This window comes from Mycobacterium sp. IEC1808 (genome assembly GCF_002101935.1).
In the GTDB taxonomy this organism is placed as follows: domain Bacteria; phylum Actinomycetota; class Actinomycetes; order Mycobacteriales; family Mycobacteriaceae; genus Mycobacterium.
Genome location: NZ_LQPV01000054.1, coordinates 1 through 13330 on the forward strand (window position 1 = coordinate 1; position 13330 = coordinate 13330).

Sequence of the window (13330 nt, forward strand, 5' to 3'; positions counted from 1 at the left end):
CCGCCTCCCCCTCCATCGCCGGGCAACCCGCCGCTACGGCCCCCGTCTCCTCCATCTTGGGCGAGCCCGCCGGTGCCGAAGTCGGTGGAGGCAGCGCAGCAGGCATATCGGGACCTCATGCAGGCTATAGAACGCCACAATTCTTGGCGGCCTGATCCCACCAATTTGGAAGCGGTGAACGCCTACAACCAAGAAGCGTGGACCTATAATGCGTGGAAAGCGCAGCTCGAGAACCAATTGAAATCGTCGAATGCGGAATACACGCCCCCCAAGGACGCCGTACGCACGGACATACCGTCCTGGACACAACCTGCGCCTGAGCAGCCGCATCCGCCCGCCGGACAGACGCAAATACCGCAGAATGTGCAAAACACACTGAACCAAATAGATGCTGGAAAATGGCCCCAGTCTGCGAATGCTCCGGGGACAAGGGGCGGATGGCCCTTTGAAAACGACGGGAATCCCTTACCCACGACCGACGCGTCCGGCAAGCCGATCACCTATCAAGAGTGGGACGTCAACCCGAAGGCACCTGGCCAGGCCCGTGACGATGAGCGCATCGTCACCGGCAGTGACGGCTCGGCGTGGTATACCAATGATCACTACGGCACATTTCGTCGGATTCGTTAGCGGGGGCATATAACGTGAAGTTAGATGAATTCGTCTCGGGGACGGCAGGCCACGAGGCGTGCGTTGGTATCGTCGCTCCGTTGCCTTCGTCTTTGGCGCCCCCGATAGGAGTCGAGCTTCGAACAGTCGACGGCGCGACCATGGAAACGCTCGATGCCCTCTTTGACGGTTTCGCCAAAGCGTGGCACTTCCCGCCATGGTTCGGGCGTAATATGAATGCCTTTAATGATTTTATGCGCGATCTGGACAACATGATTAATACTGCGGAGGGTAAGCCACCCGCTCCTGGCTACCTGACCTATATTACTGATGCGCACTTGCTCCTTATTAAAGAGCCCGAAGCTTTTTCTTGGTTCGCTAAGAAAATCCCATTCTATCGAGACTACTATCGTGACGAAGCCGATCCGCCAGCTGCATTCGGCCTATTACTATCGGTTCCGACCAGTGAAGTCGACGCCATCCGCGAGCGCTGGTTAACAGTCGGCACCCAGGTCGCGATCGTTACCGTCTGAGCGTTGCGCTGATGCCTTGACGGACAACGACAATTCTCCCGGCCGGATTGCCTATCTTCGGCAACTAGCACTTGACTCGCTGACAAATTACAGCGGGGGATTCGCTGGACTCGAACGGGTCGATCGTGACCTGAAGTCGATAATTCGATCTCTCGAAGAAGTCGCGGATCCATCCTGGACCAGCTCATTGCTCCGACTGTGGGGCCAGCTCGAGATCATCTACGCATCGGCACTTGCGGAGGAACGTTTCCGTTTGACTCAAGACGAAGAGGCTTACTTGCACCGGATTGTCGCCAAGCTCAAAGCGGAGCTCGAGGGCTATGAGCTACCTTCAATCCACAACGGGGGCAATGGCTCTTGTCCGCTGGGACGCTGCTCGATCGCCCGTAATAAACGCCCCACCACACCGACTGCGGAACCGTTGCACGAGCACCACCGGTTGCCGCCGCGGTCAAGTTCGAGGTAGACGGTCAGAACAGCCGTCCCGCCGTCCTACTGACCGGCCTTACCCCCGGCGAACCACACGGCGGTCACTGCACGGGTCTGGGGCGGCGGAAAAACGCTGTCCGGCTGGCCGACTTCACCGACTTTGACCTTCCACACCGCCGATGAGCGGTCGATGCATGCCCCGGCTCCCTGGCTGGGCTGCCACAACACCGCGGTGTTGTCGCGGCCGCCGATGCCACAGCCATAGACGCCCACGTATCCGTCGGCACGTCCGCCCCAGGCGCCCCCGTTGCGGAGCAGGCAGCGGGTGCCGTCGTCGAGGGTCAGCGCGAACGGGTCCGGGGTGGCGTTCGGCTGCACGGGTGGCAGAGGACCGTCATAGCTGACCCGATGCAGGCGCTTGTCCCACGGATCGTCGACGCACAGCAGCGTTCCGGGCGTCGACGGCCAGCAGGTGCCGGCACCGGCCGCGGTCGGCGAACAGTAATAGACGTCGCTGGCCACCGCAGACGGCGACGGTGTCGTGCAGTCGGCGACGGTGAAGACGTTGCCTTCCCCGGGCACCTCCCGGTAGCCGTTGATCGGTTGGCCGCCGGGGCCGACGGCCATGACGGTGATCTGCTGCGTGGGTGGCGGGTCGGCGGCCGCCACGGGCAGCGACAACCCGGCGGCCGTGAGAGCGATCGTCAACAGGGCAATTCGCGACACCAGGTTCACCGCGCAAAACCTCCCGTCCGGCGGGGCCCCCTTTTTCGAAGCGTAGTTGTCCCGGCGCCGGTCCAGTACGGTGCGCTTATGCCCGATCGAAATCGCCGTTTTCTGCTCCGCGAACGCCCCACCGGCCGTATCGGCCCCGACACTTTCGAGTTGAGCGAGGATGCCGTGCCGGAGCTCGCCGACGGCGAGGCGCTGGTCCGCGTCGACTGGATATCGCTCGACCCGACAAACCGGATGTGGATCAACGACACCCCGACCTACCTGCCGCCGGTCGGCATCGGCGAGGTCATGCGCGCGGGCGGCCTCGGCGAGGTCGTCGCGTCGAAGAGTGCACGGTTCCCGGTCGGGCAGCGGGTGCAGGGACTCCTCGGCTGGCAGGAGTATGCGGTGCTGTCGGATTCGGCGCTGGTGATGCCGGTCGACGTCGCCGAGGGCATTTCGCCGAGCGCCTACCTGGGCGCGCTGGGCACGACGGGGCTGACCGCGTGGGTCGGCATCCGCGACATCGGCAGGCCCAAGCAAGGCGAGACGGTCGTGGTGTCGGCCGCGGCAGGCGCGGTGGGGTCGATCGCCGGGCAGCTCGCCAAGGTCGACGGCGCACGCGTCGTCGGCATCGCCGGCGGCCCCGAGAAGTGCGCCCTGCTCACCGAGCAGCTCGGCTTCGACGCGGCGGTCGACCACCGCGCCGACAACTGGGCCGCCCAGCTCGTCGCGGCGACGCCCGACGGCATCGACGTCGACTTCGAAAATGTCGGCGGCGACATCATGGACGCCGTGTTCGCGCGCCTCAACATCGGTGCCCGCGTTGCGCTTTGCGGTCTGATCTCCGGCTACAACGCGGCCGATCCGCCGCCGGGACCCCGCGCGTTCGGCAACCTGCTCGTCCAGCGCGCGACGCTGCAGGGCTTCATCGTCCTCGACCACCTGGGGCGCGCGGCGGAGGCGGCCACCGAGATCGCCGGCCTGATCGCCGACGGCAAACTCACCCCGCTCGAGACGGTCGTCGAGGGCTTCGAGCAGCTGCCGACGGCGATCAACATGCTCTTCGACGGCAAGAACGTCGGCAAGCTCGTCGTGAAGCTGTCGGACTAGATACATGTTTCGCATGACGGTCCAGGACGTCTTCGTGATCCGCGGTCGCGGCGCGGTGGCCACCGGCCGCGTGGAGTACGGGGAGCTGCGCGTCGGCGATCAGGTGAAGATCAACGACGGGCCGACGGTCCGCGTGGACGCTATCGAGGCTTTTCGCAAGAAAATCGACACCGCGACAACCGGTGACAACGTCGGATTGCTTTTCAAATCGCTTGACAAGAACGATCTTGCGGCCGGGGACGTAATCGCCTCGTCAGACGTCTTTTTGGCATAAGCGGGGCCAAATCACAACGGTCGCGGGCCGCCGCCCTCGGCTCTAATGTTCTCGCCATGACATCCGCCGTCCCGCAACTGCGCCGGGGTCTCGCCAACCGTCACATCCAATTGATCGCGATCGGCGGGGCGATCGGCACCGGGCTTTTCATGGGGAGCGGAAAAACGATCTCGCTGGCCGGCCCGGCGGTGCTGCTGGTGTACGGAATCATCGGGTTCTTCGTATTCTTCGTGCTGCGCGCGATGGGCGAACTGCTGCTGTCGAACCTGAACTACAAGTCGTTCGTCGATTTCGCCGCCGACCTATTGGGGCCCGCGGCGGGCTTTTTCGTCGGCTGGTCGTATTGGTTCGCCTGGATTGTCACGGGCATCGCCGAGATCGTTGCGATCGCCGGCTATGCGAGGTTCTGGTGGCCCGACGTGCCGTTGTGGCTGCCGCCGCTGGTGACCGGCTGCGTGATCCTGGTGTTGAACTTGTCCAGCGTGCGCAACTTCGGGGAGATGGAGTTCTGGTTCGCGTTGATCAAGGTCGCGGCGATCGGGTGCCTCATCGTCGTTGGCATCGTGCTGGTGGCGACGGATTTCGTTTCGCCGCAAGGCAATCGGGCGACGGTCGAGAACCTGTGGAACGACGGCGGGTTCTTCGCGACGGGGTTCATGGGCGTGGTCGGCGGGTTTCAGATCGCGTTCTTCGCGTTCGTCGGTGTGGAACTCGTCGGCGCCGCGGCGGCCGAAACGGCGGATCCGCGCCGCACCCTTCCCCGCGCCATCAACGCGGTTCCCATTCGGGTGGCGATCTTCTACATCGGTGCGTTGCTGGCGATCCTCACCGTCGTCCCGTGGCGGCACTTCGCCGGCGGCCAGTCCCCGTTCGTGACGATGTTCGCGCTGGCGGGACTCGGCGCCGCGGCGTCGATCGTCAACTTCGTGGTGACCACGGCGGCCGCCTCGTCGGCCAACTCCGGCGTCTTCTCCACCGGTCGCATGCTGTTCGGCCTGGCCGACAACGGAAGCGCCCCGTTGCCCTTTCGGCGCCTGAACCGTCGCGGCGTGCCGTCGGTCGCCCTCTTTCTCACCGCGGCGCTGCTCCTGACCTCCATCCCGCTGCTCTACGTCGGCGGTTCGGTCATGGGCGCGTTCACATTGGTGACCACGGTCGCGTCGCTGTTGTTCATGTTCGTGTGGGCGGTGATCGTCGTCAGCTACCTCGTCTACCGGCGCCGGCACCCGCGACGGCATGCCGACTCGTCCTACAAGATGCCCGTCGGCGCCGCGATGTGCTGGGCCATCCTGGGTTTTTTCGCGTTTGTGATCTGGACGTTGTGCACCGAACGTGAGACCGCGATCGCCCTGGTGTGGTTTCCGCTCTGGTTCGTGGTGCTCGCCGCCGGCTGGCTGGTGGTGCGACGCCGGCCCGGGCGCGCCGAGACGTATCGCCGGTTCCAGGCCGAGATGAACAAGCCCGTCGGCGAAACGGCGGAGCCCGCGCCCGCCGCCTGACGCCCGGCGTTCTTGGGATCGGTAGCGAATCGCGGCCTCTGTACTTATGCCAACGACGACGCCAACCCGGCGGCGCCACCTGAAAGGAAGTCAGAAATGAAGCTTGTTCCCGCCGCGCTCGAACAGCAGATCAACCGCGTCGACCGTCAGCGCAGCCTGTACATCGGGATCGGCAACGCGTTGGTTGCCCTCTGGTGCCTGTACCGCGTGTTCTGGGGGCTCTACCTCGCGATGACGTTCAGTTGGGTCACCGGGGCGATGATTCCTCAGGTGCTGCTCTGGGGCGTGATCGGTGTCATCGCGGGGGTCGTCGCCTTCGGGTTCCTGACCCGCTACTTCAGGGAGTCGTGACTCGCACACTGCGGTCGAAAAGTCCCGAACCCGCTTGGGGTTCGGGACTTTTCCCGTCGTGGGCTCTGTCAGCGGATCTGCTGGATGCGGATCAGGTTCCCGGCGGGATCGCGCACCGCGCAGTCGCGCAGCCCGTACGGCTGTTCGGTTGGCTCCTGGACGATTTCGGCGTCGGCGGCCTGCAGCCGCTCGAACGCGCCGTCGAGGTCCTTGGTGGCCAGCATGAGCATGGCGTAGGTCCCCTTGGCCATCATCTCGGCGATGGTGCGCCGCTCGTCGTCGGTGATGCCCGGGTTGGCGGCGGGCGGGCTCAGCACGATGGACGTGTCCGGCTGGTTCGGCGGCCCGACCGTGATCCAGCGCATCTTGCCCTGGCCGACGTCGAGTCGAACCTCGAAGCCGAGGGTGTCCCGATAGAAGGCCAGCGAGGCCTCCGGGTCGTCGTGCGGAAGCATGCTCGAATGAATCGTGATGTCCATGGCGTCAGGTTAGGTTCGGCCGCGTCAGGGGCGCTTCTCGATTCCTGATCGGTCTGCTGACTTGCTTCGCGACGCACGGCGCCATCCCCGCCGTTGCGTCGGCCGCATGCCTGCGAAACACGCTGGGCGGCATGCCGACCAGCTCCGTGAAGCGGGTGCTGAAGGTGCCCAGCGACGAACAGCCGACCGAGAAGCAGACCTCGGTGACGCTGAGGTCGCCGCGGCGCAGCAGCGCCATCGCACGCTCGATGCGCCTCGTCATCAGGTACGAGTACGGCGATTCGCCGTAAGCGCGCCGAAATTCGCGACTGAGGTGCCCGGCGGACATGTGCACCCCGCGCGCGAGCGCCTCGACGTCCAGTGGCTGCGCGTAGTCGCGGTCGATGTGATCGCGGACGCGACGCAGCAGCGCGAGGTCGCGCAGCCGCTGCTCGGCGGAGCTACCGGTCACCCAGCCGATACTGCCACGCGGCCAGGCAGTTACGGCGTCGTCGCCCGGTGCCACGCCAGCGGGTTGAGCCCGCGATATGGATCGCCGTCGCGCAGCCGCCGCAGGTCACTCAGGATGTTCTCCAGCGCCCGTTGCGTCTGGTCCTTGACGATGTCCACCCACTCCTGGTCCGTGACGCCCAGCGGCCTGCTCGTGTCGATCGGCGAACCGAACCGGAGATACATGCGCTGGGGCCGGGGAATCAGGGTTGGCCCGATCCCCCGCATCAATGGCATCGCCATGTCCGCGCGCCCGTTCAGCCTGCGGCCCAACGCCGCACTGAACCGCCCGTAGGCGCTGTCGCGCGTGGTCAGGCTGCGATAGACGTCGTCGCCGCCGACGAGACCGGCCGGCACGATCGGGTAGCCGTTCTCTATCGACAGCCGCGCGAATCCCGCGCGTCCCTGCCAGCGCAGCCGGTATTCCTCGCCCTTGAACTTGGCGATCTCGCGGCCGCCGCCGGGGAACACGAGGATGGTCTCGTCGTTTCGCATCAGTTGGCGCGCGGTCTCCGGTGCGCCGACCACGGCGCCATACGCCGCGATCAGGTCGCCGGGCAGCCCCCGCATGCGCCCGAAACCCCGTTCGGCCAGCGGCCGCACCCGGGTCCCGATGGTGCGCCGCACCGTATCGGACATCAAGAAGACCTCGGAGCCGAACTGAGTGTGGTTGCCCACCAACAGAAATCGCCCGTCCGCGGGCAGGCGTTCGACACCGTCGACGTAGGGCCGGGAAAGGTCGATTACGGGGCGCAGTCGGTCGCTCACCTCGTCGAGGGCTCGACGCAATGTCTGCACCCGCGCGCTTGGCTTCGTGATCGCGGAGAGGTCGGTGTTGTCAGCCACGGTCGTCCGCTTGCGGGCGGGAGAACACGACGGTGAGTGACGGCGGGCCGAACCGGGTCGGGCTGGGCAGCATCTCGATGCTCATCCGTGGGTCGGCGGCGCGGCCTAGCGCCCGCATCGCCGACGGGCTGTAGGCACGCAGCGCGCTGATGTACCCGTCGTGCAGCCCGGGCTGGATCGACGACCACGGCATCAGCACCAGATTCAGGGGCAGCGCGAAAACGGGAAACAGCATCGTGGCCAGCGGGCTCTGCCGTTTGAGGTCGATGACGAGGAACCGCTTGGCCACGCGGGTGGCCTCGGCGATGGAGCGGGTCGCGACCGCCGGCGGGAGGTGGTGGAACGCCAGCGCGAACACGACGAGGTCGTAGCTGCCGTCGGCGGCGTCGATAGCCGTCGCGTCCACCACCTGGGTGCGCGCCCGCGGGTGCTGCCCCAGCTCCCCCGCGGCGATGTTGGCCACCGAATTCGGGTTCACGTCGCTGACGGTGACGGTGGCGGTCGGGTGGAGCTTGAGAATCTGCGCCGAGAGCTTTCCGTGGCCGGCGCCGATTTCCAGGATGCGCGGGTTGGGGATGTCGGCGACAACGCTGAGCGCCGTGCGCGCGTACTTCTCGTGTTGCTTGGTCAGCGTGCCGACCCGGTCGAGCATGCCGATGACCTTCTGCTTGACCTCGTCGGCCACGTCGTCGCGGTCCAGGTACTCGAGCGCGTCGGTTTGAAATCGGCGATCCAGCCAGGACGCGCCGGGGCCGCCCCTCGGCATCGTCGCGATCGCCTGGTCCAGCGTGTGTGTCGTCACCATCACGGCTCTCCTTCTCATTTCGTCAGCCCGTTCTTGAGCCACCATAACAAACGAACCAGTTCGTCTGCTTATGATGTTCCTGTGAGATCGAAGACAGAGCTCCGCGGTGAAATACTCGCGGCGGCCCGCGCGGAGTTCGCTCAGTACGGCTTGGCGGGTGCGCGCATCGACCGCATTGCGCGCGCCGCCAGCGCGAGCAAGGAACGGCTGTACGCGCATTTCGGCGACAAGGAGACCCTGTTTCGCGACGTGGTCGCCACCGACGGCGCGGAGTTTTTCCGGGCCGTGGAGCTGCGCCCCGACGCGGTGCCCGAGTTCGTCGGCGGCATCTTCGACCTGGCGCAGAGCCGGCCCGAGCACGACCGCATGATCACGTGGGCCCGGCTGGAAGGCTTCCCGCTGGACATCCCGGAATTCGACGAGGAGCACCCGCCCGAGCGGGCCATCGCCGCGCTGGAGCAGGCGCAGGCCGACGGCCATGTCGACCCGGCGTGGGACCCGCAGCAGCTGCTGGTTCTCCTCTTTGCGATCGCCCTGGCGTGGGCGCACTGGCCCGACCCTGCGGCGGCCACCACCGACAAGGCGGTTATCGCCAGCCGGCGCGCCGCCGCCGTCGAGGCGGCGGCGCGCATCGTCAATCGGCGAAAGTGAACGGCGCAACGCAAAGCGCGTAGTGTCCCAGGCCATGGCCGATGAGATCCGTTTCGTCGAAGCCAACGGGCTGAGATTCGCCTACCTGGAGGACGGCTCGGGGCCGCTCGTCCTGTTGCTGCACGGGTTCCCGGACACCCCGCACACCTGGGACGATCTGCGCCCGCGGCTGGCCGCGCAGGGCTATCGCGCGGTCAGCCCGTATATGCGCGGATACCATCCCAGCGCGATCCCTGCCCGCGACGCCGACCAAGAAACGTTGGCGCGCGATCCACTCGCGCTGATCGAAGCGCTCGGCGCCCACGAGGCCGTCGTCGTCGGGCATGACTGGGGAGCCTCGGCCGCCTACGGCGCCGCCGCGCTCGGACCGGATCGGGTCAAAAAGCTGTTCGTCGTTGGCATTCCGCACCCGGCGGCGCTCAAGCCGACGCTCAAGAAACTCTGGGGCGTCCGTCACTTCGCGGCGTACAAGTTGCCCGGCGCACCGAAGCGCTTCGCGCGCAACGACTTTGCGGCGCTGCCCGCCATTTGCCGGCGCTGGTCGCCGACCTGGAATCCGGATCCGCACGAGTTCGATGCCGTCCGCGCCAGCTTCGCAAACCCGGCGAGCCTGAACGCGGCGTTCGGCTACTACCGCAAGCTCTCCCCCGTCCCCAGCGCATCACTGAAGGCGAAGATCAGGGTCCCTACGGTTGTCTTCGCGGGGCTCGACGACCCGGTCGCTGAGCCGTCCGACTACCGCGGCGCCGCGCGCATGTTCGAAAACGAGTACGTCGTGGAGGAGGTCCCCGGCGGGCATTTCATGCACCGGGAGCATCCCGGGACCTTCGCCGAACGGCTCTTGGCCCACCTGTGATTGGGGCCTACCGGGGCTAGGCGTCGACCAGCTCGGGGTGGAACTTCGCGGCCAGGCGGCGCATCCCGTCCTGCCAGTCGACCGTCGTGCCGCCGATGAGCTCGTGCATGCGGGTCAGGTCGGTGGGGTTGCCGCGCAACGCGTGCGCGTCCTCGGTGAAGACGGGCTCCTTGCCGACGAGGGAGCCGAGGTAGCCACACCACTCCTGCAGGCTGACGGTTTGGTCGCCGCACCAGTTGACCGTGGTCGCCGGGACCGACGCCGCGTCGAGCAGCTTCGGCAGCGTCGCGATGATGTCGTCCTCGTGGATCGGGTTGTATTGCGCCGGCCCGCCGGGCGGGACCGGGATCGGGATGCCGGCCAGCATCATCTCCATGTGGTAGTACGGCCACCCGCCGTTGTTCCCGTACGGGACGTTGAGGCGGGCGATGACGGTGGGCACGTCGAGGATGCGCGCCATAGACCGGGCGACGACCTCCCCCGCGACCTTGGAAATCGAGTAGGTCGGGAACAGAAACTTGTGGTTGTCGCCCAAGGCGGACCGCTCGGTGCGCGGTTCGTCACCGGGCGGGTCGTACACGGCGGCCGAGGAGCAGTGCAGGAAGGCCTTCGCCCCCTGGCAGTGCGCCATCAGCAGCCCGACCGACTCGGCGTTGGCGCCGAGGTCGGTGTCCCAGTCCCCGCTCTTGGCCACCGCCAGGTTGAGGACGTACTCGAAATCGGTTGGGAGACGGGTGAAGTCCCCGGCCGCCAGGTCGACCGTCTCGCACCGGACACCGGCCTTCTCGAGGCCTTCCCGCGCCGCGGGATTGGTGAAGCGGGCGACGCCCCACACCTCGTTGTCCGGCGCGAGCGCCAGGGCGATGGGAGTGGCCAGTTGACCGGTCGGGCCGGTGATCAGGATCTTGGATCCGCGCATGCGCTGATAGTAGAAAGGGCCGACGGTCCCGCCGCCGCCGGGTGCTGAACAGCGCCGACGGATCGTTGGATGACCAGTTCCCGAAGAACCTGCACAGCAGCGTGGCCTAGCGGACCCCGTAGTCAACGGCTGCCGACGCTGCCTCGGAAAGGCTTGTGGCAGTGGGCCCGCCGTGGCCGGGATAAACGACGGCAGCCTCTAGCCGGGTCATCTTCTGCAGGGACGCCAGGGCCTGCGCTCCATCGTGGGTGATGCCGCGGCAGATTGCGCAGGGACCGCGGTGGTGCCCGACGGCGTCATGGGTCACCAGCGCGTCGCCGGTGAAGGCTCCCGTCCCGCCCGGGAGCAGGTAGATGCTGCTGCCGGGGGTGTGTCCCGGGGTGTGGAAGGCGTGCAGCCGGCCGGGAACGTCGAGTTCACCGTCTGAGGTGATGGTGCTGACTTCGGCGACGCCCTGGGTTTTCAGCGCTCCCATCCTCGCGAAGTGCAGTGGAGCCCGGATCGCCGAGGGATGGCGCAGCAGGTACGGCAATACCGGGCGCTCCGATGGCGTGTACGTCCGGACCTCCCGGGGTCGGGCGGCAAGCGACGCGTCGGCGTGGTGGACCCAGATGCGCGCGCCGGTGACGCGCTGTATGCGGGCCGCCAATCCGAGGTGGTCGAAATGCGCGTGGGTCAAGACGATTGCGCTGATGTGCTCGATGCCGCAGCCGGCCGCGTTGAGGGTGGCGACGAGGTGCTGCCAATGCCTGGGGACCCCGGCGTCAACGAGTGTCACCCAGCCGTCCTCCGCGACGGCCCAGAAGTTGACGTGCCGGTCGCCGAGCCGATGAACGGTGACGGCGCCGGCGGTCACTCGACGGCCTCGCCGGTCTTCACCCAGACCTGTTGAGGCGTCGCGTCGGTGACCTCCATCGAAGTCGCGTCGAACACGACCGTCGGCCCGAAGAGGCTGACCGGTGTCCATGCGCCGGCGATCGCGGCTCGGTCACTGGCCAGGATGCGGATCGCGGTCTCGGTGACGATGGCAGCCGAAACCTCGTTGCCGTTGCCCATCCGGGCCTGTCGGCCGCGCCGGCGCCCGTCCGGCCACCGCGCTTCGACGTAGACGTAGGAGTCGCCGCCGGCATCCGCGAGGTCGCCCGGGACCGCGAAGAACCCTGTCACGTTGCGCGCGTTGCTCACTCGCTGCGCCACGGCGACGTCGGCGGTTGGCGCGGGCAAGACCTGACGGTTCCGGCCGCCCAAGTTAACCTCGGCCATGCCGGAACCAAACGGCGCGGTGCGCAAGTCGCCGTCCTCCAGCCAGATCGCACCGCGGGCCATGGCGTCGGCGAACGTGGCCTGCAATCCGGGGCTGAGCACCTCGCCCGCCGGGGCGGTGATCAGCCGAACATCGGTGGGTGGTTGGCTCACGCCGGTGACGACCTCGGCAAGCAGAGCTTCCGCCACCGTCGGGCCCATGCCGACCGCGGTCAGTATCGGGATGTGCCGTTGCCGCGCTTGTGAATCGAGAGACAGAAGCTGTTGCACGGCGTCGTGCTCATTCGCGATTTCCAGGTAGGGAACCGATTGCTCGAGGCACGCCTGGCGTATCGGTTCCGCGTGCGTGCTGAACGGTCCGACCGTGTTGACGACGAGGGCGAGGGAGTCCGGAAGTGGCCCCGGATCGAGGAGGTCGCCGGGCAGCACCCGCGAACCGGGCAGCGATCCGGCCATCTCGTCGAGGCGGGTGCGGTCGCGGGCCGCCAGCGTCAGCGCCAGGCCGTGGTCGTGCAGGCGGCGCGCGATGTTGCGCCCGGAAACACCGGTCGCCCCGAGCAGGAGAACGTTGTCCGCGCTCATGCTGCCGCGCCGTTCGCGAGGTAGCAGCGCACTTGGGCCGCGGCATCGGTGTGCTGGCGCGGCGTGCCGTCGCCGTCACCGAAGTGGGCATGGTCGTAAACCAGCGTGGCGATGCCCGCCTCGGCCAGGGCGGCCGATTGCGGCCGCAACCAATCCTTGAGGCCGCCAAAGCCATGCGCCATCACCACCGCCGGCGCTTTGTCCGCTGTGTCGGGGCGCTGCAACCATCCCCGCAGCATCGATCCTCGGCTGGCGAACTCAACGGTTTCGAGCATCAGAACCCTCAATTCATGTCACGTCAATTAATGACATATCACTAATGATGGGTCATTGATACGCTTGGTCGCCAGCAAGTGTCAAGAGGGGATATCGACGTCATGAAGCAAACGGTGCGGCAAACTCACCGGGTACCGTCGAGGCCGGCCCCGGACCTCGACCGCATCCGCTACCTCATCCTCGGCGCCCAGCGAGAGGGCAGCCGGATGATGGCCGCCAGCTTGCGGGAGACCGGACTGACGCCGGCCCAAGCCGAAGTCCTCGAGGTGGTGAAGCAGCATGGCCCGCTCACACTGGCCGAGCTTGGGAAGCGGTTGGTCTGTGAAACGGGAAGTCCCAGCCGCCTTGTCGACACCCTCGTGCAACGCGGCTTCATCTCACGGGAGCGCGGCGAAGAAGACAGGCGCACCGTGACATTGACGTTGACCGCGTTGGGCGATGAGACCGTCGACGAGGTGGTCAAGCATGGCGGTCTGCGGGACCACATCGCCGCGCATCTGACCCCTCACGAGGTCGGCGATCTGGCAAACCTGCTGCGCAAGCTGCTCTCCGCGACCCGGACGGGCGAAGCCTTGGCGTTGCGATTCCCCGCCGGTGGCGCCGGGTAGGCCGGTGCGAAAACGCCCTGCTTGGCGTGCCGCT

General features: G+C 66.8%; 18 protein-coding genes. 9 read left to right on the top strand and 9 right to left on the bottom strand.

The window, feature by feature from the left end; translation table 11 throughout:
* Window positions 1-174: 174 nt before the first annotated feature.
* Together AWB92_RS23110 and AWB92_RS23115 are read left to right on the top strand one after the other, a co-directional pair.
* A complete protein-coding gene (locus AWB92_RS23110; protein ID WP_241523556.1) occupies window positions 175-630 on the top strand; it encodes a ribonuclease domain-containing protein in 456 nt (151 codons plus the stop codon).
* A 14-nt stretch (window positions 631-644) separates the two neighbouring features.
* A complete protein-coding gene (locus AWB92_RS23115) occupies window positions 645-1142 on the top strand; it encodes a barstar family protein (protein ID WP_277622323.1) in 498 nt (165 codons plus the stop codon).
* 492 nt (window positions 1143-1634) lie between these two features.
* On the opposite strand, the gene AWB92_RS23120 is transcribed toward AWB92_RS23115, so the two are convergent.
* Window positions 1635-2306, bottom strand: a complete 672-nt coding sequence (locus AWB92_RS23120) for a hypothetical protein (RefSeq protein ID WP_085189820.1) — start codon at window positions 2304-2306, stop codon at window positions 1635-1637.
* Window positions 2307-2384: 78 nt separating this feature from the next.
* Between AWB92_RS23120 and AWB92_RS23125 the strand changes: the two genes are divergently transcribed.
* The 4 genes from AWB92_RS23125 to AWB92_RS23140 all read left to right on the top strand — a co-directional run bounded on the left by AWB92_RS23125 (window position 2385) and on the right by AWB92_RS23140 (window position 5522).
* Window positions 2385-3398, top strand: a complete 1014-nt coding sequence (locus tag AWB92_RS23125) for an NADP-dependent oxidoreductase (RefSeq protein ID WP_085189822.1) — start codon at window positions 2385-2387, stop codon at window positions 3396-3398.
* Between the two features lie 4 nt (window positions 3399-3402).
* Window positions 3403-3672 (top strand): EF-Tu/IF-2/RF-3 family GTPase, encoded by a 270-nt coding sequence (locus AWB92_RS23130; RefSeq protein ID WP_068182182.1) that lies wholly within the window; start codon window positions 3403-3405, stop codon window positions 3670-3672.
* Window positions 3673-3728: 56 nt separating this feature from the next.
* Complete coding sequence (locus AWB92_RS23135; RefSeq protein WP_085189824.1) at window positions 3729-5171, top strand: amino acid permease; 1443 nt, start codon at window positions 3729-3731, stop codon at window positions 5169-5171.
* Between the two features lie 96 nt (window positions 5172-5267).
* A complete protein-coding gene (locus AWB92_RS23140) occupies window positions 5268-5522 on the top strand; it encodes a hypothetical protein (RefSeq protein WP_068182175.1) in 255 nt (84 codons plus the stop codon).
* Between the two features lie 68 nt (window positions 5523-5590).
* On the opposite strand, the gene AWB92_RS23145 is transcribed toward AWB92_RS23140, so the two are convergent.
* From AWB92_RS23145 to AWB92_RS23160, 4 genes are read right to left on the bottom strand one after another with little or no spacing between them, the layout of a single operon-like run.
* Entirely contained in the window at window positions 5591-6001 is a 411-nt protein-coding gene (locus AWB92_RS23145; protein ID WP_068110528.1) for a VOC family protein, read from the bottom strand.
* Window positions 6002-6005: 4 nt separating this feature from the next.
* On the bottom strand, window positions 6006-6452 hold the full coding sequence (locus AWB92_RS23150; protein WP_085189826.1) for a helix-turn-helix transcriptional regulator: 447 nt from the start codon (window positions 6450-6452) through the stop codon (window positions 6006-6008).
* 29 nt (window positions 6453-6481) lie between these two features.
* Window positions 6482-7336 (bottom strand): lysophospholipid acyltransferase family protein, encoded by an 855-nt coding sequence (locus AWB92_RS23155; RefSeq protein WP_085189828.1) that lies wholly within the window; start codon window positions 7334-7336, stop codon window positions 6482-6484.
* Window positions 7329-8141 carry a class I SAM-dependent methyltransferase gene (locus AWB92_RS23160; protein WP_085189830.1) on the bottom strand — a complete coding sequence of 271 codons (813 nt, stop codon included), beginning with the start codon at window positions 8139-8141 and terminating at the stop codon, window positions 7329-7331. Before AWB92_RS23160 ends, AWB92_RS23155 begins: the two co-directional genes overlap by 8 nt.
* 81 nt (window positions 8142-8222) lie before the next feature.
* On the opposite strand from AWB92_RS23160, the gene AWB92_RS23165 reads away from it, so the two are divergent.
* Together AWB92_RS23165 and AWB92_RS23170 are read left to right on the top strand one after the other, a co-directional pair.
* Entirely contained in the window at window positions 8223-8792 is a 570-nt protein-coding gene (locus AWB92_RS23165; protein WP_085189832.1) for a TetR family transcriptional regulator, read from the top strand.
* Window positions 8793-8826: 34 nt separating this feature from the next.
* The gene (locus AWB92_RS23170) at window positions 8827-9648 is read left to right on the top strand and encodes an alpha/beta hydrolase (RefSeq protein ID WP_142282259.1); all 822 of its coding nucleotides are present in this window, start codon (window positions 8827-8829) and stop codon (window positions 9646-9648) included.
* A gap of 16 nt (window positions 9649-9664) precedes the next feature.
* Here AWB92_RS23170 and AWB92_RS23175 read toward each other — a convergent pair whose 3' ends face one another.
* The 4 genes from AWB92_RS23175 to AWB92_RS23185 all read right to left on the bottom strand — a co-directional run bounded on the left by AWB92_RS23175 (window position 9665) and on the right by AWB92_RS23185 (window position 12687).
* Window positions 9665-10567: an NAD(P)-dependent oxidoreductase gene (locus AWB92_RS23175; RefSeq protein WP_085189836.1), complete on the bottom strand. Its 903-nt coding sequence runs from the start codon at window positions 10565-10567 to the stop codon at window positions 9665-9667.
* 106 nt (window positions 10568-10673) lie between these two features.
* Window positions 10674-11423 carry an MBL fold metallo-hydrolase gene (locus AWB92_RS23180; RefSeq protein ID WP_158090399.1) on the bottom strand — a complete coding sequence of 250 codons (750 nt, stop codon included), beginning with the start codon at window positions 11421-11423 and terminating at the stop codon, window positions 10674-10676.
* Complete coding sequence (locus AWB92_RS29585) at window positions 11420-12412, bottom strand: hypothetical protein (protein ID WP_142282260.1); 993 nt, start codon at window positions 12410-12412, stop codon at window positions 11420-11422. The genes AWB92_RS23180 and AWB92_RS29585 overlap by 4 nt, the downstream gene beginning before the upstream one ends.
* Complete coding sequence (locus tag AWB92_RS23185; RefSeq protein ID WP_085189840.1) at window positions 12409-12687, bottom strand: hypothetical protein; 279 nt, start codon at window positions 12685-12687, stop codon at window positions 12409-12411. The genes AWB92_RS29585 and AWB92_RS23185 overlap by 4 nt, the downstream gene beginning before the upstream one ends.
* Before the next feature lie 102 nt (window positions 12688-12789).
* Here AWB92_RS23185 and AWB92_RS23190 point away from each other — a divergent pair, with 102 nt between their 5' ends.
* On the top strand, window positions 12790-13296 hold the full coding sequence (locus AWB92_RS23190; protein WP_085189842.1) for a MarR family transcriptional regulator: 507 nt from the start codon (window positions 12790-12792) through the stop codon (window positions 13294-13296).
* The last annotated feature ends 34 nt before the right edge of the window (window positions 13297-13330 follow it).